We start from the raw sequence: 25,068 nt of genomic DNA on the forward strand, positions 1-25,068 counted from the left end.
TCGACATCTCGGCCCCTCGCATGCTGAGGCACCTCCCCGCCGAAGGCTGGGGGCGCACACGCAAGGACCCGGGCACACCCCAGGCACAAGGTCTGAGCGTACCTACCTCATCGACTTCGGTCAAAACAAATGCAGAGGGCCCCGACACGCCGGAAATGGGGTACTCGACTTTCGCCCCGGCCGAGCCGTCCGCAAACGCCGCGGGGCGGCCACCCCACCATGGGGGTGACCGCCCTGCGAACGGATCGGGTCTTACTGGTTGTACGGACCGTAGTCGTAGTCCTCCAGCGGAACCGCCTGGCCGGAGCCCGTGCCGAAGGGCGAGTAGTCGATGTCGTCGTAACCGACGGCCGAGTACATCGCGGCCTTCGCCTCCTCGGTCGGCTCGACCCGGATGTTGCGGTAACGGGACAGGCCCGTACCGGCCGGGATGAGCTTACCGATGATCACGTTCTCCTTGAGGCCGATCAGGGAGTCCGACTTGGCGTTGATCGCCGCGTCGGTGAGCACCCGGGTCGTCTCCTGGAAGGACGCCGCCGACAGCCAGGATTCGGTCGCCAGCGATGCCTTGGTGATACCCATGAGCTGCGGACGGCCGGAGGCCGGGTGACCGCCCTCCTGGACCACACGACGGTTCTCCGACTCGAAGCGCGAGCGCTCCACGAGCTCGCCCGGCAGCAGCTCCGCGTCGCCGGACTCGATGATCGTCACCCGGCGCAGCATCTGCCGGATGATGATCTCGATGTGCTTGTCGTGGATCGACACACCCTGCGAGTTGTAGACCTTCTGGACCTCGCCCACCAGGTGCACCTGGACGGCGCGCTGGCCGAGGATGCGCAGCACGTCGTGCGGGTTGACGGCACCCACGGTCAGCGGCTGGCCGACGTCGACGCGGTCGCCCTCGCCCACCAGGAGTCGGGCTCGCTTGGAGACGCCGAAGGCGGTCTCGTCGGAGCCGTCGTCCGGGGTGACGACGAGCTTCTTGGTCTTCTCGGTCTCCTCGATCCGGACGCGGCCGGCCGCCTCCGAGATCGGGGCGACACCCTTGGGCGTACGGGCCTCGAAGAGCTCGACGACACGCGGCAGACCCTGGGTGATGTCGTCACCGGCCACACCACCGGTGTGGAAGGTACGCATCGTCAGCTGGGTGCCGGGCTCACCGATGGACTGGGCGGCGATGATGCCGACCGCCTCGCCGATGTCCACCAGCTTGCCGGTCGCCAGCGAGCGGCCGTAGCACATGGCGCAGGTGCCGACGGCGGACTCGCAGGTGAGCACCGAGCGGGTCTTGACCGTCTCCACGCCGTGGCGGACCAGCTCGTCGATGAGCACATCGCCCAGGTCGGTGCCGGCCGGGGCCAGGACCTTCCCCTCGACGACGATGTCCTCGGCGAGGCAGCGCGCGTACACGCTGGTCTCGACGTCCTCCGCCTTGCGCAGCACGCCGTCCGCACCCTTGGACGCGATCTCCAGCTTGAGGCCGCGGTCGGTGCCGCAGTCCTCCTCGCGGATGATCACGTCCTGGGAGACGTCCACCAGACGTCGGGTCAGGTAACCCGAGTCGGCGGTACGCAGGGCGGTGTCGGCGAGACCCTTACGGGCACCGTGGGTGGAGATGAAGTACTCCAGCACGGAGAGACCCTCACGGAACGACGCCTTAATGGGCCGCGGGATGGTCTCGTTCTTCGCGTTGGACACCAGACCACGCATACCGGCGATCTGACGCATCTGCATCATGTTTCCGCGCGCGCCCGAGTCGACCATCATGAAGATCGGGTTGGTCTTCGGGAAGTTCGCGTTCATCGCCTCGGCGACCTCGTTGGTCGCCTTGGTCCAGATCGCGATCAGTTCCTGGGTGCGCTCGTCCTTGGTGATCAGACCACGCTCGTACTGCTTCTGGACCTTCTCGTCCTGCGCCTCGTACCCCTCGATGATGCCCTTCTTGGCCTCGGGCACGACCACGTCGGAGATGGCGACGGTGACACCGGAGCGGGTGGCCCAGTGGAAACCGGCCGCCTTCAGGTTGTCCAGCGTCGCCGCGACGATGACCTTGGGGTAACGCTCGGCGAGGTCGTTGACGATCTCGGAGAGCTGCTTCTTGCCCACCGAGTAGTCGACGAACGGGTAGTCCTCGGGCAGCAGCTCGTTGAAGAGCGCGCGGCCCAGCGTGGTGCGCAGCCGGAAGCTGTCACCGGGCTGCCACGCGGGCTCGCCCTCCTCCGGAACCGGCGGGGTCCAGCCGCGGGGCGGGACGGTGCCGATCGGGAAGCGGATGTCGATCTTCGCCTGGAGCGAGAGCTCCCGGGCGTCGAACGCCATGGTCGCCTCGGCGGCCGAACCGAAGGCCCGGCCCTCGCCCTTGACCTCGCGCTCCTCCTCGTCGGTGGTGAGGAAGAACAGGCCCAGCACCATGTCCTGAGTCGGCATGGTCACCGGCCGGCCGTCGGCCGGCTTGAGGATGTTGTTCGAGGACAGCATCAGGATGCGGGCCTCGGCCTGCGCCTCCGCGGACAGCGGCAGGTGCACGGCCATCTGGTCACCGTCGAAGTCCGCGTTGAACGCGGTGCAGACGAGCGGGTGAATCTGAATGGCCTTGCCCTCGACCAGCTGCGGCTCGAAGGCCTGGATGCCGAGGCGGTGCAGGGTCGGCGCACGGTTCAGCAGCACCGGGTGCTCGGCGATGACCTCTTCGAGCACGTCGTACACGACCGTGCGGCCGCGCTCGACCATGCGCTTGGCCGACTTGATGTTCTGCGCGTGGTTCAGGTCCACCAGGCGCTTCATCACGAACGGCTTGAAGAGCTCCAGCGCCATGGCCTTGGGCAGACCGCACTGGTGCAGCTTGAGCTGCGGGCCGACGACGATGACCGAACGGGCCGAGTAGTCGACACGCTTACCGAGCAGGTTCTGACGGAACCGGCCCTGCTTACCCTTCAGCATGTCGCTGAGGGACTTCAGCGGACGGTTACCGGGACCGGTCACCGGGCGACCGCGGCGGCCGTTGTCGAACAGCGCGTCGACGGCCTCCTGCAGCATCCGCTTCTCGTTGTTCACGATGATCTCGGGGGCACCGAGGTCAAGGAGACGCTTGAGGCGGTTGTTCCGGTTGATCACACGGCGGTACAGGTCGTTCAGGTCGGAGGTCGCGAAGCGGCCACCGTCCAGCTGCACCATCGGACGCAGGTCCGGCGGGATCACCGGGATGCAGTCCAGCACCATGCCGTTGGGGCTGTTGCGGGTCTGCAGGAAGGCGGAGACGACCTTGAGGCGCTTGAGCGCACGGGTCTTCTTCTGGCCCTTGCCGGTCCGGATGATCTCGCGGAGCTTCTCGGCCTCTTCGTCGAGGTCGAAGGACTCCAGGCGCTTCTGCAGCGCCGCGGCGCCCATGCCGCCCATGAAGTACGTGCCGAAGCGGTCACGCAGCTCGCGGTAGAGCAGCTCGTCGCCCTCCAGGTCCTGGACCTTGAGGTTCTTGAAGCGGTTCCACACCTCGTCGAGACGGTCGATCTCGCGCTGGGCGCGGTCGCGCAGCTGCTTCATCTCACGCTCGGCGCCCTCGCGCACCTTACGGCGCACATCGGCCTTGGCGCCCTCGGCCTCGAGCTCGGCGAGGTCCGCCTCGAGCTTCTTGGCACGGGCCTCCAGGTCGGCGTCGCGGCGCTGCTCGATCTGCTGGCGCTCGACGGAGACATGGGCCTCCAGCGAGGGCAGATCGCGCGTGCGGCGCTCCTCGTCCACCCACGTGATCATGTAGGCGGCGAAGTAGATGACCTTCTCGAGGTCCTTCGGGGCGAGGTCGAGCAGGTAGCCCAGACGGCTGGGCACGCCCTTGAAGTACCAGATGTGGGTGACGGGAGCGGCCAGCTCAATGTGGCCCATCCGCTCACGGCGCACCTTGGCGCGGGTGACCTCGACACCGCAGCGCTCACAGATGATGCCCTTGAAGCGGACGCGCTTGTACTTACCGCAGTAGCACTCCCAGTCCCGGGTCGGACCGAAGATCTTCTCGCAGAAGAGTCCGTCCTTTTCGGGCTTGAGGGTGCGGTAGTTGATGGTTTCCGGCTTCTTGACCTCACCGTGGGACCACTGACGGATGTCATCAGCGGTGGCGAGGCCGATCCGCAGCTCGTCGAAGAAGTTGACGTCGAGCACTTGTCGTCAATCCCTCTTTCAGGGTCGTGTCTTCGGGTCTGACTGGGGGTCCGGGGAGAGGCCGGGGCGCCTTGGTGGGAGCGCCCCGGCCAGACCCGTCAGACCTCTTCGACGCTGCTCGGCTCGCGCCGGGACAGGTCGATACCGAGCTCCTCCGCAGCGCGGAAGACGTCCTCGTCGGTGTCGCGCATCTCGATGGACATGCCGTCGGACGACAGCACCTCCACGTTGAGGCACAGGGACTGCATCTCCTTGATGAGCACCTTGAAGGACTCGGGGATGCCGGGCTCGGGAATGTTCTCGCCCTTGACGATGGCCTCGTAGACCTTCACGCGGCCGGTCACGTCGTCGGACTTGATGGTCAGCAGCTCCTGGAGGGCGTACGCGGCGCCATAAGCCTCCAGCGCCCACACCTCCATCTCGCCGAATCGCTGGCCACCGAACTGAGCCTTACCACCCAGCGGCTGCTGGGTGATCATCGAGTACGGACCGGTGGACCGGGCGTGCAGCTTGTCGTCCACCAGGTGGTGCAGCTTGAGGATGTACATGTAGCCGACCGAGATCGGCTCCGGGAACGGCTCGCCGGAGCGGCCGTCGAAGAGCCGGGCCTTGCCGGACGACTGGACCAGGCGGTCGCCGTCGCGGTTCGGGATCGTCGAGTCGAAGAGACCGGCGATCTCGTCCTCGCGGGCGCCGTCGAAGACCGGGGTCGCGACGTTGGTGCCGGGCTCGACCTCGTCGGCGCCGATGGCCTGGAGCCGCTGCATCCAGTCCTCGGAGCCCTCGACCTTCCAGCCGCGGGAGGCCAGCCAGCCCAGGTGGATCTCCAGGACCTGTCCCGGGTTCATTCGGGACGGGACACCCAGCGGGTTGAGGATGATGTCGACCGGGGTGCCGTCCTCCAGGAACGGCATGTCCTCGACCGGCAGGATCTTGGAGATGACGCCCTTGTTGCCGTGACGGCCGGCGAGCTTGTCACCATCGGTGATCTTGCGCTTCTGCGCCACGTAGACGCGGACCAGCTGGTTCACGCCCGGCGGCAGCTCGTCGCCCTCTTCGCGGTCGAAGACGCGGACGCCGATGACCTTGCCGATCTCGCCGTGCGGCACCTTCAGCGAGGTGTCACGGACCTCACGGGCCTTCTCACCGAAGATCGCGCGCAGCAGCCGCTCCTCCGGGGTCAGCTCGGTCTCGCCCTTCGGGGTGACCTTGCCGACCAGGATGTCGCCGGCGACGACCTCGGCACCGATGCGGATGATGCCGCGCTCGTCGAGGTCGGCGAGGACCTCCTCGGAGACGTTCGGGATGTCCCGGGTGATCTCCTCGGGGCCGAGCTTGGTGTCACGGGCGTCGACCTCGTGCTCCTCGATGTGGATCGAGGAGAGGACGTCGTCCTGCACCAGACGCTGGCTGAGGATGATCGCGTCCTCGTAGTTGTGGCCCTCCCACGGCATGAACGCCACCAGGAGGTTCTTGCCGAGCGCCATCTCGCCGTCCTCGGTGGACGGGCCGTCGGCCAGCACCTGGCCGGCGATCACCCGCGCACCCTCGTCCACGACGACCTTCTGGTTGAAGGAGGTGCCCTGGTTGGAGCGGGAGAACTTGGCCACCCGGTAGGTGGTGTAGGTGCCGTCGTCGTTGGCCACCGTCACGTAGTCGGCGGAGACCTCCTGGACGACACCGTCCTTCTCTGCCTTGATGACGTCGCCGGCGTCGACCGCACAGCGGTACTCCATGCCGGTGCCGACCAGCGGGGACTCCGCCTTGATCAGCGGCACGGCCTGACGCATCATGTTCGAGCCCATGAGCGCGCGGTTGGCGTCGTCGTGCTCGAGGAAGGGGATCATCGCGGTCGCGACCGACACCATCTGGCGCGGCGAGACGTCCATGTAGTCGACGTCGTCGCCGGGGATGTAGTCGACCTCGCCGCCACGGCGGCGGACCAGGACGCGGTTCTCGGCGAAGCGCAGGTCGTCCGCGAGCGGGGCGTTGGCCTGCGCGATGACGAAGCGGTCCTCTTCATCGGCGGTCAGGTAGTCGACGTCGTCGGTGACGACACCGTCGACGACCTTGCGGTACGGGGTCTCGATGAAACCGAACGCGTTGACCCGGCCGTACGAGGCGAGCGAGCCGATCAGACCGATGTTCGGGCCTTCGGGCGTCTCGATCGGGCACATGCGGCCGTAGTGCGACGGGTGCACGTCACGGACCTCGAAGCCCGCCCGCTCACGGGAGAGACCACCGGGGCCGAGCGCGTTCAGACGGCGCTTGTGGGTCAGACCCGACAGCGGGTTCGTCTGGTCCATGAACTGCGACAGCTGGCTGGTGCCGAAGAACTCCTTGATGGAGGCGACGACCGGCCGGATGTTGATCAGGGTCTGCGGCGTGATCGCCTCGACGTCCTGAGTCGTCATGCGCTCGCGCACGACGCGCTCCATACGGGCCAGACCCGTGCGGACCTGGTTCTGGATCAGCTCGCCGACGTTACGGATACGACGGTTGCCGAAGTGGTCGATGTCGTCGGTCTCGACGACCACGGACTGGCCGTTGTCCCCGACGGTCTCGGTCTCACCGGCGTGCAGCTTCACCAGGTACTTGATCGAGGCGATGACGTCCTCGACCGTCAGGACGCCCGCGTCCAGCGGAGCGGCCGAACCCAGCTTCTTGTTGACCTTGTAGCGGCCGACCTTCGCGAGGTCGTAGCGCTTGGGGTTGAAGTAGAGGTTCTCGAGCAGCGTCTGCGCGGCCTCACGCGTGGGGGGCTCGCCCGGACGCAGCTTGCGGTAGATGTCGAGCAGCGCGTCGTCCTGGCCCTGGGTGTGGTCCTTCTCCAGGGTGGCGCGCATCGACTCGTACTCGCCGAACTCCTCCAGGATCTGCTCGGTCGTCCAGCCGAGAGCCTTCAGGAGAACGGTGACGGACTGCTTGCGCTTGCGGTCGATGCGCACACCGACCATGTCGCGCTTGTCGATCTCCATCTCCAGCCAGGCACCCCGGGACGGGATGACCTTGACGGAGAAGATGTCCTTGTCGGACGTCTTGTCGATGGAGGAGTCGAAGTAGACACCCGGCGAGCGGACCAGCTGCGAGACAACGACACGCTCGGTGCCGTTGATGCAGAAGGTGCCCTTGTCGGTCATGAGCGGGAAGTCGCCCATGAAGACCGTCTGGGACTTGATCTCGCCGGTCTCGTTGTTGGTGAACTCGGCCGTGACGAAGAGCGGAGCGGCGTAGGTGAAGTCACGCTCCTTGCATTCGTCGATCGAGTTCTTCGGCGGCTCGAAACGGTGATCACGGAAAGTCAGGGACATCGACCCGGAGAAGTCCTCGATCGGGGAGATCTCCTCGAAGATCTCTTCCAGACCGGACTTGGTGGGGACGTCCTGACCGCTGTCCAGCGCAGCCTCGACGCGAGCCTTCCAGGCGGCATTGCCGAGCAGCCAATCGAAGCTCTCGGTCTGCAGCGCGAGGAGGTTCGGAACCTCGAGAGGCTCCCTGATCTTCGCAAAGGAGATGCGCAGCGGGGCGGTGCTGGCGCCATTGTTCGTATTGGCAGTCGAGGCGTTGCGCGAGGCGGCCAAGAGGGGGTCCTTCCGAGGGCTCGGACTCACTACGCGCGTACCGGTCCTACCGAGAGCCCATGAATGAAATCCCTGGTCAGGGCGTTTCCATCAATAGTGCTCGAAGGTAGGTATGCCCCTGGTGACGGGCAGGGAGCAGCTAACAGGCAGCGCAAAGGGTCAGTGTAGCCACTTGGCACACTGATGTCCAGCGCCGAGTTTCTGAGACCGGCAGTGCCAATCTCTCCCTCCGGTGAGGGGGCGCGCCCCTCGTTGTCTTCATCCGCCCTGTCGGCAGCCCGCGCGCTCGATGCGCATATCGATACTGCCCGCTTCGCCGACGATCCATGCCTCGGACTTTTGGATCGATGTGGCGTCGCGTCCTGAGAATTGCGCGCTGCGTGCCGTTCGTCAAGGCCCCCCACTCCGGCGAGATCGTCACAGGGCGTGGCGACGGGCAACGAAGATCACCCTACCTCCACAACCCCGTAAGACAATGTAGCCGTGACGGGAACGCCGAAGGGCGACCACCCGAACGGGTGATCGCCCTTGGCTGGAACCGGGCCGCGCCGCCGGACGTCCTACGGGCGTGTGGCGGCGGGCCGAGAGGTCACTTGACCTCGACGGAGGCGCCGGCGCCCTTGAGGGACTCGGCGGCCTTCTCGGCGGCGTCCTTGGCGACCTTCTCGAGAACGGGCTTCGGGGCGCCGTCCACGAGGTCCTTGGCCTCCTTCAGACCCAGGGAGGTCAGCTCGCGCACGACCTTGATGACCTGGATCTTCTTGTCGCCGGCGCCGGTGAGGATGACGTCGAACTCGTCCTTCTCCTCCTCGGCCGGGGCAGCGGCACCCGGGGCGCCCGGGGCGGCGGCCATGACGGCGGCCGGCGCGGCGGCGGTGACGTCGAACTTCTCCTCGAAGGCCTTCACGAACTCGGAGAGCTCGATGAGGGTCATCTCCTCGAACTGCGCGAGCAGGTCGTCCTGGCTGAGCTTCGCCATGATGGCGGTCCTTCCACTAATTCGGCAGGTGGTGCCGGATGTACATGTCGGCGGGCTTCCCGGCCCGCTGCGACCGGAGTCTGATTACTCGGACTCGGCCTCGGCGGGAGCCGGGGATTCGGCACCGCCCTGCTCGGCCTGCTTCTGCCGGAGCGCCTCGGCGGTCCGGATGAACTTGGACAGCGGGGCCTGGAAGAGCGCGGCAGCCTGGGACTGCTTGGCCTTCATCGCACCCGCCAGCTTGGCGAGCAGCACCTCACGGGACTCGAGGTCCGCGAGCTTCTTGATCTCGTCGGCGGACAGCGCCTTGCCATCAAGGACACCGCCCTTGATGACGAGAGCGGGGTTCTCCTTGGCGAAGTCACGGAGACCCTTCGCCGCCTCGACCGGGTCACCGGTCACGAAGGCGACGGCCGACGAACCCGCGAACAGGTCGTCGAGCTGGTTGATCCCGGCCTCGTTGGCCGCGATCTTGGTCAGCGTGTTCTTCACCACACGGTACTGAACGTTCTCACCGAGCGAACGGCGCAGCTCCTTGAGCTGCGCAACGGTGAGACCGGTGTACGCGGTGACGACAGCCGCGTTGGAGTTGCGGAACTTCTCCCGCATCTCGTCGACGGCTGCGACCTTGTCAGGACTCGCCATGAGCCTCGGCCTCCTTCCGGGTGATGAGGACCGCTTCGGCCTGAAGGAAGGAGACTGGACAATGCGAAAACGCCCCGGCGCAGGCGCTCGGGGCGTAACTCGACCGGCACGGGCTCACGGCCCGCTCGGGAGTTCAACCACATACACCTACGCAGGTCGCCCGCAGCGAGCGGATCCTTCAGCCACCGAACCCCTTAGGGGGGCACAGCGACAACCAGCGGTCTTTGGCTTCTGTAGGAGAGTACGCGAACGGGCCGCGGCCAGGCAAATCGGCTCTACTGCTGGAGCATGTCCTGGAAGTCCACGGTGTCCGAGGACGTCGGCTCCTCGACCGTCACGGCGGTGCCGTAGTCCGAGTAGTAGACGGTGGAGTCATAGGAGCCGCTGTTGCTCTGGGCCTGCTCACGCTTCTTGACCAGCAGGTTCTGGTCGTCGACCCACAGGTCGATGGTCTCGGTGTCCATGCCGGAGGTCTCCAGCTGCTTCTGCAGGGCGTCCAGGTCCGACTGGCTGAGCTCCTTGGACTGCATCTTGGCGATCTCGGAGACCTTGACCGTGCCCGTGTAGTGCGTGGCCTTGACGCCCTTCACGCTCTCCGAGCCGACGCTCTTGACCTTGCCGGTGGCGAGCAGCAGCTCCACCGAGCGCGACGGGTTGTTGTTCTGCATCTGGTCCTTCAGGAAGGCGCCCGAGGGGCCCGCCTTCTGGGCCAGCACGTCGTAGTCGTACTTCACCCAGTGCTTGCCGCCGCCGGCCTGCGCGGCGAACTCGTCGCCCATGTTCAGGAACATCGCGTCCGGGGTGTAGCGCGCGTCCATCGCCTTGCCCTCGATCGGGGAGGAGGCGATGGCACCGCCGCTCTGGGTGATGGACATGTTGGCCCGGATGCCGTTGGCCCAGTCCATGGAGCCGGACATCTGCGAGTTCTGCTCGCCCATCTTGGTGGTGCCCTCGACCTTGGCCGAGTTCTTCTGGTCCGTCCGCTGCGAGGCCAGCTTGAGCGCCGCCAGCGGGCTCATCGCGGACTGGCCGGACTTGTCGCCCGTCTTCTCGCCGGCCTTGTCGCCGTCGGACTTCTCGCTCCCGCACGCGGTGAGGCCGACCATGAGAACGACGCTTCCAGCGGCTATAGCCCAACGCGCACCGACATGAGTACCGCGCACGGCTCCCCCTTATTTTTATTTCTCTTTTACGTCTGCAGAGTGACTTTAGCGGAGGGAACCGACAACGGAAGACGCCGGGCCCCCGCACCTTCGACGCGGTGCGGGGGCCCGGCGGTTGCACACCGTGGTGCGCTGGGTCAGGAGCGGCCTCAGACGGCCTCTTCCTCGACCAGCAGGTTGCGGGTGCGGTTGGCGTCCAGCGGGATGCCGGGGCCCATCGTGGTGGTCAGGGTCGCCTTCTTGATGTAGCGGCCCTTCGCGGCGGACGGCTTGAGACGGTTGATCTCCTCGAGCGCCGCGGCGTAGTTCTCCACCAGCTTGGTCTCGTCGAACGAGAGCTTGCCGATGATGAAGTGCAGGTTGGAGTGCTTGTCGACGCGGAACTCGATCTTGCCGCCCTTGATGTCCGTGACGGCCTTGGCCACGTCCGGGGTGACGGTTCCGGTCTTCGGGTTCGGCATCAGACCACGCGGACCGAGCACCCGGCCGAGGCGGCCGACCTTGCCCATGAGATCCGGGGTGGCGACGACGGCGTCGAAGTCCAGACGCCCCTTGGACACCTCGTCGATGAGTTCGTCGGAGCCGACGATGTCGGCGCCGGCGGCCTCCGCGGCCGCAGCACGGTCACCGGTCGCGAAGACCAGGACCCGGGCGGTCTTGCCGGTGCCGTGCGGCAGGTTCACGGTGCCGCGGACCATCTGGTCGGCCTTGCGCGGGTCGACGCCCAGGCGCATGGCGACCTCGACGGTCGCGTCGAACTTGGTCGCGGAGGTGTCCTTCGCGAGACGGACGGCCTCGAGCGGGGCGTAGTTGCGCTCCCGGTCGATCTTGGCGTCCGCAGCGCGGAGAGTCTTGCTGCGCTTGCTCACTGTTGCTCCTGATGGTGTGGAGTTCGTGGTCCGGGCCAGCGCTTGGCCCTGCCACACGTGGCTGCGGGGGCTGTGGGCCCTCGCCGTGGAGGTGTCAGCCCTCGACCGTGATGCCCATGGAACGGGCGGTGCCGGCGATGATCTTCTCGGCGGCGTCCAGGTCGTTGGCGTTCAGGTCGGGCATCTTGGTGGTGGCGATCTCACGCACCTGGTCGCGGCTGATCTTGGCGACCTTGGTCTTGTGAGGCTCGCCGGAGCCCTTCTCTACGCCCGCGGCCTTGAGGATCAGCTTGGCGGCCGGCGGAGTCTTGGTCACGAAGGTGAAGGAGCGGTCCTCGTAGACCGTGATCTCCACCGGCACGACCATGCCACGCTGCGACTCGGTCGCAGCGTTGTAGGCCTTGCAGAACTCCATGATGTTGACGCCGTGCTGGCCCAGCGCGGGGCCGACCGGCGGGGCCGGGTTCGCGGCGCCGGCCTGGATCTGGAGCTTGATCAGCCCCGTGACCTTCTTCTTCTTGGGAGGCATGCTCTCTCCGGGTCCTAGTGAGAGGTGGTTCGCCCCCGAACCGGATCATCCGGATGGAGGCATACCGCACAACGATAACGGGTATAGGTGTGCGCCTTAAAACCGAGCAGGTCAGACCGGCCGCGAAAGCCCGTCTGACCTGTTCGGAAGTTCTGGTGAGAAGACTCAGTTCTTCTGGATCTGGTCGAAGCTCAGCTCGACCGGGGTCTCCCGGCCGAAGATCTCCACCAGACCCTTGACCTTCTTCGAGTCGGCGTTGATCTCGTTGATCGTCGCCTGCAGGGTCGCGAACGGGCCGTCGGTGACCGTGACCGAGTCGCCGACCTCGAAGTCCAGCACCTGGACCTCGACCTTGCGGCTCGGCGCCGGCATGCCGCTCTCCTCGGCGGCGGCCTTCGCGGCCTTCTCCTCCGCCTCGGGGGCGAGCATCTTGACGATCTCGTCCAGGGTCAGCGGGTACGGGTCGTAGGCATTGCCCACGAAGCCGGTGACGCCCGGCGTGTTGCGGACGACACCCCACGACTCGTTGGTCAGGTCCATACGGACGAGCACATAGCCGGGCAGCTTGTTCTGCCGGACGTTCTTGCGCTCGCCGTTCTTGATCTGGACGATCTCTTCCTCGGGGACCTCGGCCTGGTAGATGAAGTCCTCGACGTTCAGCGAGACGGCACGCTGCTCCAGGTTGGCCTTCACGCGCTTCTCATAGCCCGCGTAGGTGTGGATCACGTACCACTCGCCGGGCAGTCCGCGCAGCTCCTCGCGGAGCGCCTCGACCGGGTCGACGACCTCGGTCTCGGCCTCTGCCTCGGCCGCGTCCGCTGCCTCGTCCAGCCCGTCCGGCTCGGCCTCGGGGGCCGCATCGGCCTCGAGGGCGTCCTCGCCCTCGACATGCAGCGCCTCCTCCTCGGCGGGCACGCCCGCCGCGGCGTCGGCTGCTTCAGCCTGGTCGGAGTCCGCCGCCTCGACGATGTCGAGCTCGTCCTCACGGGACTCGACGGGCTCGGCGGCGTCGTTCAGGTTCGGGTCAGACACTGTGGCTGCTTCTTCCTGGCTTCAAAGGGGTGGAACGTGCGAAAGAGGCGACGCCGGGACGGCGGCGCCTTTCGCGTGGGTCTCAGCCAAAGACGTACTTGATGGCGTTATTGAACCCATAGTCAATCACGGTCACGATGCCAATCATGATGACGACGAAAACGATCACCACACTGGTGTACGTCGACAGCTGACTGCGCGTGGGCCAGACGACCTTCCGCAGCTCAGCGATGATCTGGCGGTAGAAGAGCGCGAGGCGGCCGAAGGGCCCCTTCTTCGCGCGCTTGCCACCACGGCGACCCCGCTTGGTCGCCACCTCGTCCTCGTCGGGACGACCGCTCTCAGGCGTCGCGGTGGAGCCAAGGGCTTCCGTCACTCGTCCTCACCTGAATCCGGGTCGTGGCCGTGCCGCGTCCGGCCCGGCCGCACAGCGGTGCTTGTCCTTGCGTACGCATGCACGCACCCTGATCAAAGTGCGTGTAGCAGGGCCGGAGGGACTTGAACCCCCAACCGCTGGTTTTGGAGACCAGTGCTCTACCAATTGAGCTACGACCCTTCGCGGCACCACCAACCTACCGCATACATCCGGCTGCACGGAGTGTGCGGTCGAATGCGGCTGTTGATCGGCCAACGACGGTTGAGTGTACGTGCTTGACGGCCGGGCGTCGAACGAGAAGCGCGCGAAGTCTCCGCAAACCCGTGTGCCACCCATTTCGCCCGTCTGCGACGATGCATCTATGACCGCTGCTACTCCCCCCGTACAGTCCCCGACCGACCGGCGGGTATCGGCCCGGATCGGCTCGATCTCCGAGTCCGCGACCCTCGCCGTCGACGCCAAGGCCAAGGCCCTCAAGGCCGCCGGCCGTCCGGTGATCGGCTTCGGCGCCGGTGAGCCCGACTTCCCCACGCCCGACTATGTCGTCGACGCCGCGGCGGCGGCCTGCCGCGACCCCAAGTACCACCGCTACACGCCGGCCGGCGGACTCCCCGAGCTCAAGGCCGCGATCGCCGCGAAGACACTGCGCGACAGCGGGTACGAGGTCGAGGCGGCCCAGGTCCTGGTGACCAACGGCGGCAAGCAGGCGATCTACGAGTCGTTCGCCGCGATCCTGGACCCGGGCGACGAGGTCATCGTCCCCGCGCCCTACTGGACCACCTACCCGGAGTCGATCCGGCTGGCCGGCGGTGTCCCGGTGGAGGTCGTCGCCGACGAGACGACCGGCTACCGCGTCTCCGTCGAGCAGCTGGAGGCGGCCCGCACCGAGCACACCAAGGTGCTGCTCTTCGTCTCCCCCTCGAACCCCACCGGCGCGGTCTACAGCCGTGAGCAGATCGAGGAGATCGGCCGCTGGGCCGCCGAGCACGGGCTGTGGGTGCTGACCGACGAGATCTACGAGCACCTGGTCTACGGCGACGCCGCCGCGCGCGCCAGCGCTGATGGACTCAGCCACTCGCTGCCGGTCGTGGTGCCCGAGCTGCGCGACAAGTGCATCGTGGTCAACGGTGTCGCCAAGACATACGCGATGACCGGCTGGCGGGTGGGCTGGGTCATCGGCCCCAAGGACGTCATCAAGGCCGCGACCAACCTGCAGTCGCACGCCACCTCGAATGTGAGCAATGTCGCTCAGGTCGCCGCGCTGACCGCCGTCTCGGGCGACCTGGACGCCGTGGCCACGATGCGCGAGGCGTTCGACCGCCGCCGTCGCACCATCGTGCGGATGCTGAACGAGATCGACGGCGTCGAGTGCCCGGAGCCGGAGGGCGCCTTCTACGTCTACCCCTCGGTCAAGGGGCTGCTCGGCAAGGAGATCCGCGGCAAGCGGCCGCGGACCAGCGTCGAGCTGGCGGAGCTGATCCTGGAGGAGGCCGAGGTCGCGGTGGTGCCGGGTGAGGCCTTCGGCACCCCGGGCTATCTGCGGCTGTCGTACGCGCTGGGCGACGAGGACCTCGTCGAGGGCGTCTCCCGGCTGCAGAAGCTGCTGGGCGAGGCGAGCGCGTAAGGCGCACGGGTCGCACGCACGTAGGGAACGGGCCGGAATCCGCGGGAGCGGATCCGGCCCTTCCTCATGTGTGCACCTCCCCGTTCGGGGAAAGCGGTACCGGCGGGTCCGGTCGTGCGGCAGTATCTGCAGATGGCACGCGATGTACACCTGCTCCCCAAAGCGCATCTGCATCTTCACTTCACCGGCTCCATGCGCCCCGCGACCCTCCTGGAACTCGCCGACAAGTACGGCGTCCATCTCCCCGAGGCACTGAGCGGCGGTGAGCCGCCGAAGTTGCGGGCCACCGATGAGCGCGGCTGGTTCCGCTTCCAGCGGCTGTACGACATCGCACGATCCTGCCTGCGGGACGCCGACGACATCCGGCGGCTGGTGCGCGAGGCGGCCCAGGAGGACGTGCGGGACGGGGCCCAGTGGCTGGAGATCCAGGTCGACCCCACCTCGTACGCCCCGCGTCTGGGCGGGCTGATCCCGGCGATGGAGATCATCCTGGACGCGGTCGACAGCGCCTCCGCGGACACCGGGCTGGGGATCAGGGTGCTGGTCGCCGCCAACCGCATGAAGCATCCGCTGGAGGCGCGCACCCTGGCCCGGCTCGCGGTGCGCTACGCGGACCGCGGCGTGGTCGGCTTCGGCCTCTCCAACGACGAGCGGCGCGGATTCGCCCGCGACTTCGACCGGGCCTTCGCCATCGCCCGGGAGGGCGGGCTGCTGGCCGCGCCGCACGGCGGCGAGCTGTCGGGCGCCGGCAGCGTACGGGACTGCCTGGACGACCTCGGCGCGGCCCGGATCGGCCACGGGGTGCGCGCCGCGGAGGACCCACGGCTGCTCGCCAAGCTCGCCGAGCGCCAGGTGACCTGCGAGGTGTGCCCGTCGTCGAACGTGGCGCTCGGCGTCTACGAGAAGCCGGAGGACGTCCCGCTGCGGACGCTCTACGACGCGGGGGTGCCGATGGCGCTCGGGGCGGACGACCCGCTGCTCTTCGGCTCACGGCTGGCGGCGCAGTACGAGCTGGTGCGCGAGCACCACGGCTTCACGGACGCCGAACTGGCCGAGCTGGCACGTCAGTCGGTGCGCGGGTCGGCCGCGCCGGAGGAGGTCCGGCAGCGGATGCTGACGGGGATCGACGACTGGCTGGCGGGCGAAGCGACATGACACGTGTCACGTTGCGGCTCAGAGACTCACGCCCACCGTCACCGGCTCGTTGACCAGCCGGATCCCGAACGCCTCCTCGACCCCCGCCACCACCTCACGGGCGAGCGCCAGCAGATCCTCGGTCGTGGCCTCGCCCCGGTTGGTGAGGGCGAGCGTGTGCTTGGTGGAGATCCGGGCCGGGCCGGTGCCGTAGCCCTTGGTGAAGCCCGCCTTGTCGATCAGCCAGGCCGCGGAGGTCTTGATCAGGCCGTCGCCCGCCGGGAAGGCGGGCGCCGCGGTGTCCGGGCCCAGGCGGTCGGCGACGCGGGTCAGGAAAGCGGCGTAGGCGTCCTGGTCAAGGACCGGGTTGGTGAAGAACGACCCCGCGGACCAGGTGTCGTGGTCCTCGGGGTCGAGCACCATGCCCTTGCCCGCGCGCAGTCCCAGGACGGTTTCGCGGGCGACGGCGGCCGGCACCCGGTCCCCCACCTCGACGCCGAGCACCCGCGCGGTCTCGGCGTACCGGACGGGCGCGGAGAGGCCGTCCGCGTCCTCCAGCTCGAAGCGGACCCGGAGCACCACATGGCGATCGGGGTCGGCCTTGAAGCGGCTGTGGCGGTAGGAGAAGGCGCAGTCGGCGTTCGGGATGGTGACGACCTCGTCGGCGCGGCGGTCGTAGGCGATCACCTCGGTGATCGTGGCGGAGACCTCCTGGCCGTAGGCGCCGACGTTCTGTATCGGCGTGGCCCCCGCGGAGCCGGGGATTCCGGCGAGGCATTCGATGCCCGCGAGCCCCGCCCGGACCGTACGGGCCACGGCGTCCGACCAGTTCTCGCCCGCGGCGAGCTCCAGGCGAGTGCCGTCGAGCGTGAAGCCGCTGGTCGCGATCTGCAGGGCGGTGCCGTCGAAGCCCTTGTCGGCGATGACCAGATTGCTGCCGCCGCCGATCACCAGCAGCGGGGTGCCGGCCGCGTCGGCCGCCCGGACCGCGGCGACGACCTCGTCATCGGTGGTGGCCGTGATCAGCCGGTTGGCCGGTCCGCCGAGGCGGAAGGTGGTGAGGGGCGCGAGAGGGGCGTCGTGGAGTTCCTGCACGCGCTCAAGGGTACGGGGGCGCCCCCTGGGGCCCTGGGGTGGCCGCCCCCGGTGTGGGGAGTCCGGGGGCCGACGGGCGGGTGGTGGCCGTAAGGCGCTCAGACGGGCTTCACACGCTGTGGCGCGCTCTCATCCGCCTGAGGGGCCTGGGGGCCGCTCGGGCGCGGTCGAGGGCTCAGGCGAGCCGTACCACGGCGCGGGCCCGGCCCAGCACCTTCTGTCCGGCGCTGGTCGCCATGATGTCGAGGCGCACCGTACGGGCCTCGTCGTCCAGCTTGGCGGTGACCTTGGCGCCGATCTCGATGAGCGCGCCCTTGTCGTCGTTGGGGACCACGACCGGCCGGGTGAAGCGGACGCCGTACTCGACGAGGGCGCCGGGGTCGCCGGCCCACTCGGTCACCACCCGGGCCGCCTGGGCCATGGTGTAGGCGCCGTGCGCGATGACGTCGGGGAGGCCGACCTCCTTGGCGAACTTCTCGTTCCAGTGGATCGGGTTGAAGTCGCCCGACGCGCCCGCGTACCGCACGAGGTCGGCGCGGTTCACCCGGAACTCGCGCATCGGCACCTCGGTACCGACCTCCACGGTGTCGTACGAGATCCTGGCCGTCGTCATCTGCTCTCCTCCACCTCTGCGTCGGCGGCGCGGGCCACCAGCGTCGTGAACGACGTCGCTACATGATCACCCGCCTTGTCGTGGACCTCGCCGCGGACGGACAGGATGTCGTTGCCGGCCAGCGACTTGATCGAGTCGATGATCGAGGTGACCGAGAGGTGGTCCCCCGCGCGGACCGGGCGGGTGTACTCGAACCGCTGGTCGCCGTGGACCACCCGGCTGTAGTCCAGCCCCAGTTGGGGGTCCTCCACAACCTGCTTCCCGGCCGCCTTGAAGGTGATCGTGAAAATGAACGTCGGCGGGGCGATCACGTCGGGGTAGCCGAGGGCCCTGGCCGCCTCGGGGTCGGTGTAGACCGGATTGGTGTCACCCAGGGACTCGGCGAATTCCCGGATCTTCTCCCGGCCGACCTCGTACGCCGCGGTGGGCGGGTAGGTCCGCCCCACGAAGGACTGGTCGAGCGCCATCGGCGCGCACCTCCTGCGATTGAATTACCAACGAAACGAGGCCGCCCCCCGCGAGTGGGGGCGGCCTCGAATGAGAGCTTATTGCTATCGCGTCTCACGGTGCGCGGTGTGCGCGTTGCAACGCGGGCAGTGCTTCTTGATCTCAAGACGATCCGGGTCGTTGCGCCGGTTCTTCTTGGTGATGTAGTTCCGCTCCTTGCACTCCACGCAGGCCAGCGTGATCTTCGGGCGGACGTCGGTGGCAGCCACGTGAGTGCTCCTTGACGAACGGATAAAGGATTAACGCAGAAAGAGTAGCCGATCGAAGGACCGACCCCGCAATCGGCTACTGTCAGTAGCGGTGACCGGACTTGAACCGGTGACACAGCGATTATGAGCCGCTTGCTCTACCGACTGAGCTACACCGCTGTGATGCGAGTGACTCCCCGCTCGACTCAGCGTAGCCGAACGGGAAACCTCACACATCAGAGCCCCAATACGGAATCGAACCGTAGACCTTCTCCTTACCATGGAGACGCTCTGCCGACTGAGCTATTGGGGCGAGCGATGAAGACATTACACGGTCGGCCGCCGAAGGTGAAATCCGTATCGCCCCCCGTCACCCTGGGCTCAGGCACCACACCGGTACGACTATTCGGCTCCTCCGCGAAGCCGCCCCCACCGCGTCCTAGGCTTCGGTTCGCACCCGCGTGATCTTGGCTGCGCACGCATCCGACGCGTGCCCGGCGCGTTGCTCGTCGCCCTACCCCTCGCGTGCTCGGCGCGTACCCGTGGCGCCCTGGCGTCACCGCCACCGCACCTCGTCACGCAACGTCGCGCGCCCCTGTGCGCCCCGCGTACGCCCTGCGAATCCCAGGAGTGCGATGCCCGAGAGCCAGCAGCAGCCGCAGCAGCCTCAGCAGCCGCCCAGGAACGGCGGCGCCACCCCCGAGCCCACCGCTCTGGTGCTCGGCGGCGTCCGGCTCGCCGACGGGCGCACCGTGGACGTCCGGCTCAGCGGCGGGCGGATCGAGGCCGTGGGCACGGCGGGCAGCCTCGTCCCCGGCACCCGGCTGGACCTCGGCGGCTATCTGCTGCTGCCCGCCCCCGCCGAACCCCACGCCCACTGCGACACCGCCCTTACGGCCGACATGGCGGGCCCGGTCCCGTACGCCCCCGGGGACATCCAGCGCCGCACCGTCGAGGCCGCGCTGCTCCAGCTCGGCCACGGGGCGACCGCGCTGCGCACCCATGTCCGCATCGGCGGGGTGCACGGGCTGCGCTCCCTTGAGGCGGTCCTGGAGGCCGGCCACACCCTGCGCGGGCTCACGGAGCTGAGCGCGGTGGCGGTGCCCCGGGTGCTGACCGGCGCCGCCGGGGCGGACGGTCTGGCGATGCTGCGGGACGCGGTGGGGATGGGCGCGTCGGTCATCGGCGGCTGCCCCGACCTCGACCCGGATCCGACCGGCCACGCCGAGGCCGTCCTCGACCTCGCCGCCCGCCATGGCTGCGCCGTCGATCTGCACACGGACGGTGACGACCCGGCCCGCCTCGCCCGGCTCGCGGCGATGGCCGGGGGCCTGCGTCCTGGCGTCACCATCGGCCCCTGCGGCGGGCTGTCCCGGCTGCCCCTGGAGAGCGCGGGGAGGATCGCCGAGCGGCTGGCGGCGGCCGGGGTGACCGTCGTCTGCCTCCCCCAGGGCGACTGCGCCGGGCTGGAGCACCAGGCCAGGCGGGGAGCGCGCACCTGCGCCTGCGCCCCGGTGCGGCTGCTGCGCGCCGCGGGCGTCCGGGTGGCCGCGGGCAGCGGGGCGCTGCGGGACGCGGTCAATCCGGTGGGCCGGGGCGATCCCCTGGAGGCCGCCTTCCTGCTGGCGTCCCGGGGCGAGCTGCGGCCGGAGGAGGCGTACGAGGCGGTGTGCGGGCGGGCGCGGGCCGCGATGGGGCTCGCCGAGGTGCGGGTGGAGGCCGGGTTCCCGGCGGAGCTGCTCGCGGTGCGTGGGGACGGGCTCGCGGGGGTGCTCTCGCTCGCGTACAGCAGGGTCGTGGTGCACCGGGGCCGGGTGGTGGCCCGTACCAGCGCGGTGCGGGAGTACTGCGACTCGGCGGCCGCGGTGGCGCTGGATCTGCCCCGGCAGGCGCGGTCGCAGAGCGGCGGCGAGCAACAGTAGGCCGCACGGCGTACGGTCGGGATCATGCGCATTGTCATCGCTGGTGGACATGGACAGATCGCGCTGCGGCTGGAGCACTTGCTCACCGCGCGCGGAGACGAAGTGGCGGGCATCATCCGCAAGCCGGAACAGGCGGGCGACCTGCTGGCGTCGGGCACCGAACCGGTCGTCTGCGACCTGGAGACGGCCTCGCTGGAGGACGTGGTCAAACACCTGGAGGGCGCGGACGCGGCCGTCTTCGCTGCCGGGGCGGGCCCCGGCAGCGGTGCCGCCCGTAAGGAGACCGTCGACCACCGGTCCGCGGTGCTCTTCGCGGACGCGGCCGAACGGGCCGGGGCCCGCCGGTTCCTGATCATCTCCTCGATGGGCGCGTCCCACGAGCCGCCACCGGACACCGACCCGGTCTTCGCCGCCTATCTGCGCGCCAAGGCCGCGGCGGACGACGACATCCGCGCCCGGGACGGCCTCGACTGGACGGTGCTGCGCCCGGGCCGGCTGACGAACGACCCGGGCACCGGCCGGGTGAAGCTGGCCGAACACACCGGCCGGGGCGAAGTCACCCGCGACGATGTGGCGGCGGTCCTGGCCGCCCTCCTGGACGAGCCCCGTACGGCGGGCCGCACGCTGGAGCTGATCAACGGCGACACGCCGGTGGCGGAGGCGGTGCGGGCGATCGCCGCCGAGCGGGGCTGAGGCGCTCGGCGGCGGCCGCCGCCGAGCGGCGGCCGAGGCGGGTCCGGTCGAGGCGGGTCCGGCCGGGGTGGCCGGTCAGCCGGTCAGCCGGTTGGCCGGTTGGCCGGCTTCGGCCCGATGGCTCAGAAGTCCACCCGGGCCGGGGCGTCGGCCCGGGCCACGGACTCCTGGGCGTACTGCCGCTCGTACGCCGTCCGGATCCGCTCGATCCGCGGGTCCTGCGTCGGGGCCTCGGACGTCGGGTAGAGCAGGATCACCTCGTACGAGCGCTCCCGCTCGATCGTCCCGTTCTGGTCCCGCCACTGCCCCCGGCCGTCGTGGATGGTCAGGCCGGCGGGGAAGCGCGGGGTGATCTGCCGGTCCACGAAGGCCAGGAACTGCTTCTCGGTGACGGGCGGCCCGCCGTCGGGGCGCTCGGTGCCGAAGAAGAGCCGGGTCTCGACGTAGGGCTTACCGCGGTCCACGGCGCCGGAGGCCGCGGCGGCAGGCGGGTCCTCCAGCGCGGCGTACGCGGCGACGGGGGTGGCGGCGGCGAGGGCGAAGGCCGTCCCGATGGCGGCTATACGGGCGCGCGGCTTCCTGGCCGGCACGCGGGGCTGCACGGTCGGCACGTTGGGCTCGATGGTCGGCATCGTCCGATGGTCCCGGCGCCCGGAACCCCGCGGAAGACCGCCTTACGGGGCACATCCGTGCGAGACGCGCGCGACGCGGGGGCGGGGCCCGGCGCCGCGGACAGAGGGGCAGAGGGACACAGGGGCAGGCGGCGAGATCGGGCCCGGCGCCACCCGGCACGGGATGAGGAGGCCGAACCCGAGCCCCGGCACGCGAATCGGGCTCGGGCCCGGGCGCCACAAGCACAGGGACAGAGCCAGCGCCAGAGCCGGGCCCGAGCCCCCGGGCACATGCGGCGCGCTCAGACCCGGCGCCACCGGGCCAGCGCGAACGAGAACACCCCGAAGAGCGCCAGCCCCAGCGCCACCGCCATCAGCAGCCAGGGCCCCGCCGCCGTCCCGGCGAAGGTCCGCAGGGTGTCGTCGATGCCCTTCGCCTTGTCCGGGTCGTAGCGCACGGCGGCCGAGAGCGCGAAGCCGCCCGCCACCGCGAACACGGCCCCGCGGGCCACCCCGCCGCAGACCCCCAGCGCCTCCACGGCCCGCCGCGTCCGCCGGGACATCGCGCCCAGCTTGAGGTACTTGCGGAAGCCACGCCGCAGCGCCCGTACGGCGATCCACACCCCGGCCGCGGCCACGGCGGTCCCGGCGGCGGCGACCAGCCACCGGCCGTACGGCAGGTCGAGCGCGCGGGCCGTCACGTCCTGGGACTGCCGGTCGCTGGAGCCGCTGCCCTGCTCGCCGGTGGCGAAGGAGAGCACGGAGTACGCGACGACGCCGTAGAAGACCGCGCGGGCCGCCCCCGCCAGCCGCTTGCGTGCCGCGCCCCCGTCCGGCCCCGCGGCCCCGAAGACCGCCTCGGACAGCCGCCACAGCGCCATGCAGACCAGCCCGATGCCGACCGCCCAGACCAGCGCCGCGCCGAACGGCTGCTGGGCGAGGACCTGGAGGGCCCCGCCCCGGTCGGCCTGCTCGCCGCGGTCGCCCAGGGCGATGCGCAGCGCCAGGACGCCGATGAGCAGATAGAGCACCCCGCGGGTGGCCAGCCCCCAGCGGGCCGCCGCCTCGATGGCCCGGCTGCCCGCCTGGCGTGGGGTACGTGTGCGCGTTGCCGAACCCAGTCCGCGTGCGATCGACGATGCGTTCACCGTTTCCTCCCGGTTGTCGCACATCGTGTGCCCTGGACGTAGGTGCGGAAACGGGGCTTTCTCTTGTTGGTTGAAGCGATCCGCCCTACTCTGCCGCCAGAATCTGACGAACCGTCAGATCGAATGGAGCCACAGGCCACAGGAGCACCACGAGAAGACCGGGGAGATGGCGAGATGACCGACGGGACGAACGGCACGACCGAGCTGCCTCGGGTCATCAGCGTCGATGACCATGTGATCGAGCCCGCGCACCTCTTCGAGACCTGGCTCCCGGCCAAGTACCGGGACCGCGGCCCCAAGCCGCTGACGGCCGGGATCGGCGAACTCGCCTACGTCGGCGGCAAGTACAAGTTCACCACCGACCCGGACGGCCAGCTCACCGACTGGTGGAGTTACGAGGGCGATCTCTTCCCCTACAAGCGGATCATCGCCGCCGTCGGCTTCTCCCGCGACGAGATGACCCTCGACGGCATCACCCGCGAGCAGATGCGCCGCGGCTGCTGGGACCCCAAGGACCGGCTCGCCGACATGGACCTCAACCATGTCGAGGCGTCACTGTGCTTCCCGACCTTCCCCCGCTTCTGCGGCCAGACCTTCGCCGAAGCGAACGACAAGGAGGTCGGGCTGGCGTGCGTCCGGGCGTACAACGACTGGATGGTCGAGGAGTGGTGCGGCGACAGCGGCGGCCGCCTCATCCCGCTCTGCCTGATCCCCCTGTGGGACGTCGGCCTCGCCGTCCAGGAGATCCGCCGCAACGCGGCCCGCGGCGTCCGCGCGGTGACCTTCAGCGAGATCCCCACCTACCTCGGGCTGCCCAGCATCCACAGCGGCTACTGGGACCCCTTCTTCGCCGAGTGCGAGGCCACCGGGACGGTCGTGTGCATGCACATCGGCTCCTCGTCCCAGATGCCCGCCGCCTCCCCCGACGCCCCGCCCGCCGTCCAGGCGGCCTTGAGCTTCAACAACGCCATGGCGTCGATGATGGACTTCCTCTTCAGCGGCGTCCTGGTCTCCTTCCCGCGCCTCAAGCTGGCCTACGCCGAGGGCCAGATGGGCTGGATCCCCTACGCCCTGGAGCGCGCCGACGACGTCTGGGAGGAGCACCGCGCCTGGGGCGGCGTCCGCGACCTCATCCCCGAGCCGCCGTCCACGTACTACTACCGGCAGATCTACTGCTGCTTCTTCCGCGACAAGCACGGGGTCGCCTCGCTCGACACGATCGGCGTGGACAACGCCACCTTCGAGACCGACTACCCCCACGTCGACTCCACCTGGCCGCACACCCGCCGCATCGCCGCCGAGCATGTGGCCGGCCTCTCCCCCGAGGTCACGTACAAGATCCTGCGCGGCAACGCGATCCGCATGCTGGAGCTGGACCTGGACGGGGCGCGGTAGGCACGACGGTCGGCAAGGCGCCTGATCGGCCCGGCGGCTACTCCATGCGCGGCTGGTCCATACGCGGCTGGTCCGAGCCGCAGTAACGGCATTTGCGCGCCGCCTCGGGGAGGTCGTCGGCGAGGCATTCCGGGCAGGTCTTGACCGGGCCCGGCTCGCCGAAGACCTCCGCGCCCCGCCGGGCCTGGGTGTACTTGTACGGCAGGACGATCAGGAAGTAGATGACGGCCATGAAGATGACGAAGTAGATCAGGGCGCCGATGAACGACCCGATGTTGAGGTAGGTCGCGCTGTTCCCCTCCTGGCCGAGCTGCCAGCCGAGCCCGACCGCCTTGCCGCCCTGGAGCCGGGCGATGATCGGGTTGATGACGGAGTCGGTGAACGACTTGATCAGCGTCGAGAACGCCAGCGCCGTGACCAGGCCGATGGCGACGACAATGACATCACCGCGCATGAGGAAGTTCTTGAAGCCCCTGAGCACGATCCGCCCTCTCTGTCCTGATACGGGGGAATCACCACCCTAGGAGCGGCTCTACGGAGCGCAGGGCCGCCACGACGGACGGCCGCCCGTACGGCGGCAGGGGACGCACTTAATCCACGCCATGAGATAAGTCGTCCGCGAGGCTTGACGCCCGGCGGCGCGCCTCGGATCATCACAGTCACCGAGCACCGTGAACACACCGGTGCCTCGCCGCTCAGCCGCACCGCCGCTCAGTCGCTTCGCCGCTCAGCCGCTCCGCTGTTCCGCCGCTCCGCTGCCGTGAACACACCGGTGACCGGAGTTCCCCCCATTCCTTCCCTCCGGCCGTGAC

At 69.0% G+C, this 25,068-nt stretch carries 21 protein-coding genes and 3 tRNA genes; 5 read left to right on the forward strand and 19 right to left on the reverse strand.

Going from position 1 to position 25,068, the window contains the following annotated elements:
* Positions 1–252 precede the first annotated feature (252 nt).
* The 10 genes from J8403_RS18995 to J8403_RS19040 all read right to left on the reverse strand — a co-directional run bounded on the left by J8403_RS18995 (position 253) and on the right by J8403_RS19040 (position 13,506).
* Positions 253–4,152 (reverse strand): DNA-directed RNA polymerase subunit beta', encoded by a 3,900-nt coding sequence (locus J8403_RS18995; protein WP_211124232.1) that lies wholly within the window; start codon positions 4,150–4,152, stop codon positions 253–255.
* A 98-nt stretch (positions 4,153–4,250) separates the two neighbouring features.
* Entirely contained in the window at positions 4,251–7,733 is a 3,483-nt protein-coding gene (gene rpoB / locus J8403_RS19000; RefSeq protein ID WP_059148981.1) for a DNA-directed RNA polymerase subunit beta, read from the reverse strand.
* 589 nt (positions 7,734–8,322) lie between these two features.
* Complete coding sequence (gene rplL, locus J8403_RS19005; RefSeq protein WP_211124233.1) at positions 8,323–8,712, reverse strand: 50S ribosomal protein L7/L12; 390 nt, start codon at positions 8,710–8,712, stop codon at positions 8,323–8,325.
* A gap of 84 nt (positions 8,713–8,796) precedes the next feature.
* A complete protein-coding gene (rplJ, locus tag J8403_RS19010; protein ID WP_093463844.1) occupies positions 8,797–9,357 on the reverse strand; it encodes a 50S ribosomal protein L10 in 561 nt (186 codons plus the stop codon).
* Between the two features lie 275 nt (positions 9,358–9,632).
* Complete coding sequence (locus J8403_RS19015) at positions 9,633–10,520, reverse strand: SCO4651 family lipoprotein (protein ID WP_485129825.1); 888 nt, start codon at positions 10,518–10,520, stop codon at positions 9,633–9,635.
* 149 nt (positions 10,521–10,669) lie between these two features.
* Complete coding sequence (rplA, locus tag J8403_RS19020; RefSeq protein ID WP_059148984.1) at positions 10,670–11,389, reverse strand: 50S ribosomal protein L1; 720 nt, start codon at positions 11,387–11,389, stop codon at positions 10,670–10,672.
* A gap of 94 nt (positions 11,390–11,483) precedes the next feature.
* Positions 11,484–11,918 carry a 50S ribosomal protein L11 gene (gene rplK / locus J8403_RS19025; RefSeq protein WP_044571693.1) on the reverse strand — a complete coding sequence of 145 codons (435 nt, stop codon included), beginning with the start codon at positions 11,916–11,918 and terminating at the stop codon, positions 11,484–11,486.
* Positions 11,919–12,083: 165 nt separating this feature from the next.
* Positions 12,084–12,950: a transcription termination/antitermination protein NusG gene (gene nusG / locus J8403_RS19030; RefSeq protein WP_211124235.1), complete on the reverse strand. Its 867-nt coding sequence runs from the start codon at positions 12,948–12,950 to the stop codon at positions 12,084–12,086.
* 82 nt (positions 12,951–13,032) lie between these two features.
* Positions 13,033–13,326: a preprotein translocase subunit SecE gene (secE, locus tag J8403_RS19035; RefSeq protein WP_093463841.1), complete on the reverse strand. Its 294-nt coding sequence runs from the start codon at positions 13,324–13,326 to the stop codon at positions 13,033–13,035.
* A 107-nt stretch (positions 13,327–13,433) separates the two neighbouring features.
* Positions 13,434–13,506: transfer RNA gene (locus J8403_RS19040), tRNA-Trp, on the reverse strand.
* A 181-nt stretch (positions 13,507–13,687) separates the two neighbouring features.
* Here J8403_RS19040 and J8403_RS19045 point away from each other — a divergent pair.
* Both J8403_RS19045 and J8403_RS19050 read left to right on the forward strand, forming a co-directional pair.
* Positions 13,688–14,950 carry a pyridoxal phosphate-dependent aminotransferase gene (locus J8403_RS19045; RefSeq protein ID WP_211124236.1) on the forward strand — a complete coding sequence of 421 codons (1,263 nt, stop codon included), beginning with the start codon at positions 13,688–13,690 and terminating at the stop codon, positions 14,948–14,950.
* Positions 14,951–15,082: 132 nt separating this feature from the next.
* Positions 15,083–16,105, forward strand: a complete 1,023-nt coding sequence (locus J8403_RS19050; RefSeq protein WP_211124237.1) for an adenosine deaminase — start codon at positions 15,083–15,085, stop codon at positions 16,103–16,105.
* Between the two features lie 18 nt (positions 16,106–16,123).
* Here the strand turns inward: J8403_RS19050 and J8403_RS19055 are convergent, their stop codons facing one another.
* The 6 genes from J8403_RS19055 to J8403_RS19080 all read right to left on the reverse strand — a co-directional run bounded on the left by J8403_RS19055 (position 16,124) and on the right by J8403_RS19080 (position 18,800).
* Positions 16,124–17,179 (reverse strand): UDP-N-acetylmuramate dehydrogenase, encoded by a 1,056-nt coding sequence (locus tag J8403_RS19055; RefSeq protein WP_211124238.1) that lies wholly within the window; start codon positions 17,177–17,179, stop codon positions 16,124–16,126.
* 175 nt (positions 17,180–17,354) lie between these two features.
* The gene (locus tag J8403_RS19060; protein WP_211124239.1) at positions 17,355–17,792 is read right to left on the reverse strand and encodes a MaoC family dehydratase; all 438 of its coding nucleotides are present in this window, start codon (positions 17,790–17,792) and stop codon (positions 17,355–17,357) included.
* A complete protein-coding gene (locus J8403_RS19065; protein ID WP_078642898.1) occupies positions 17,789–18,259 on the reverse strand; it encodes a MaoC family dehydratase N-terminal domain-containing protein in 471 nt (156 codons plus the stop codon). Before J8403_RS19065 ends, J8403_RS19060 begins: the two co-directional genes overlap by 4 nt.
* 84 nt (positions 18,260–18,343) lie before the next feature.
* Positions 18,344–18,508 (reverse strand): 50S ribosomal protein L33, encoded by a 165-nt coding sequence (gene rpmG / locus J8403_RS19070; protein WP_009715907.1) that lies wholly within the window; start codon positions 18,506–18,508, stop codon positions 18,344–18,346.
* A gap of 86 nt (positions 18,509–18,594) precedes the next feature.
* A tRNA-Met gene (locus J8403_RS19075) sits at positions 18,595–18,667 on the reverse strand.
* 60 nt (positions 18,668–18,727) lie between these two features.
* Positions 18,728–18,800 (reverse strand) — tRNA-Thr (locus J8403_RS19080).
* Between the two features lie 322 nt (positions 18,801–19,122).
* On the opposite strand from J8403_RS19080, the gene J8403_RS19085 reads away from it, so the two are divergent.
* Entirely contained in the window at positions 19,123–20,409 is a 1,287-nt protein-coding gene (locus J8403_RS19085) for an amidohydrolase family protein (RefSeq protein ID WP_211124240.1), read from the forward strand.
* A 24-nt stretch (positions 20,410–20,433) separates the two neighbouring features.
* The gene (locus J8403_RS19090; RefSeq protein WP_211124241.1) at positions 20,434–21,102 is read left to right on the forward strand and encodes an NAD(P)H-binding protein; all 669 of its coding nucleotides are present in this window, start codon (positions 20,434–20,436) and stop codon (positions 21,100–21,102) included.
* A 122-nt stretch (positions 21,103–21,224) separates the two neighbouring features.
* Here the strand turns inward: J8403_RS19090 and J8403_RS19095 are convergent, their stop codons facing one another.
* On the reverse strand, positions 21,225–21,734 hold the full coding sequence (locus tag J8403_RS19095) for a DUF3574 domain-containing protein (protein ID WP_246585897.1): 510 nt from the start codon (positions 21,732–21,734) through the stop codon (positions 21,225–21,227).
* Positions 21,735–22,015: 281 nt separating this feature from the next.
* A complete protein-coding gene (locus J8403_RS19100) occupies positions 22,016–22,885 on the reverse strand; it encodes a DUF1206 domain-containing protein (protein ID WP_211124242.1) in 870 nt (289 codons plus the stop codon).
* Positions 22,886–23,035: 150 nt separating this feature from the next.
* Between J8403_RS19100 and J8403_RS19105 the strand changes: the two genes are divergently transcribed.
* A complete protein-coding gene (locus tag J8403_RS19105) occupies positions 23,036–24,256 on the forward strand; it encodes an amidohydrolase family protein (RefSeq protein ID WP_211124243.1) in 1,221 nt (406 codons plus the stop codon).
* A 37-nt stretch (positions 24,257–24,293) separates the two neighbouring features.
* Here J8403_RS19105 and J8403_RS19110 read toward each other — a convergent pair whose 3' ends face one another.
* Positions 24,294–24,737: an MscL family protein gene (locus J8403_RS19110; RefSeq protein ID WP_211124244.1), complete on the reverse strand. Its 444-nt coding sequence runs from the start codon at positions 24,735–24,737 to the stop codon at positions 24,294–24,296.
* Positions 24,738–25,068 lie beyond the last annotated feature (331 nt).

Source organism: Streptomyces yatensis, from assembly GCF_018069625.1.
GTDB classification, from domain to species: domain Bacteria; phylum Actinomycetota; class Actinomycetes; order Streptomycetales; family Streptomycetaceae; genus Streptomyces; species Streptomyces yatensis.

What these genes read in the sequence shown, in the direction of transcription:
- rplL (WP_211124233.1), bottom strand. Translation starts at nt 8,712, where the DNA reads ATGGCGAAGCTCAGCCAGGACGACCTGCTCGCGCAGTTCGAGGAGATG.
- rplJ (WP_093463844.1), bottom strand. Translation starts at nt 9,357, where the DNA reads ATGGCGAGTCCTGACAAGGTCGCAGCCGTCGACGAGATGCGGGAGAAG.
- rplK (WP_044571693.1), bottom strand. Translation starts at nt 11,918, where the DNA reads ATGCCTCCCAAGAAGAAGAAGGTCACGGGGCTGATCAAGCTCCAGATC.
- J8403_RS19045 (WP_211124236.1), top strand. Translation starts at nt 13,688, where the DNA reads ATGACCGCTGCTACTCCCCCCGTACAGTCCCCGACCGACCGGCGGGTA.
- J8403_RS19050 (WP_211124237.1), top strand. Translation starts at nt 15,083, where the DNA reads ATGGCACGCGATGTACACCTGCTCCCCAAAGCGCATCTGCATCTTCAC.
- J8403_RS19060 (WP_211124239.1), bottom strand. Translation starts at nt 17,792, where the DNA reads ATGACGACGGCCAGGATCTCGTACGACACCGTGGAGGTCGGTACCGAG.
- J8403_RS19065 (WP_078642898.1), bottom strand. Translation starts at nt 18,259, where the DNA reads ATGGCGCTCGACCAGTCCTTCGTGGGGCGGACCTACCCGCCCACCGCG.
- J8403_RS19085 (WP_211124240.1), top strand. Translation starts at nt 19,123, where the DNA reads ATGCCCGAGAGCCAGCAGCAGCCGCAGCAGCCTCAGCAGCCGCCCAGG.
- J8403_RS19090 (WP_211124241.1), top strand. Translation starts at nt 20,434, where the DNA reads ATGCGCATTGTCATCGCTGGTGGACATGGACAGATCGCGCTGCGGCTG.
- J8403_RS19095 (WP_246585897.1), bottom strand. Translation starts at nt 21,734, where the DNA reads ATGCCGACCATCGAGCCCAACGTGCCGACCGTGCAGCCCCGCGTGCCG.
- J8403_RS19100 (WP_211124242.1), bottom strand. Translation starts at nt 22,885, where the DNA reads ATGTGCGACAACCGGGAGGAAACGGTGAACGCATCGTCGATCGCACGC.
- J8403_RS19105 (WP_211124243.1), top strand. Translation starts at nt 23,036, where the DNA reads ATGACCGACGGGACGAACGGCACGACCGAGCTGCCTCGGGTCATCAGC.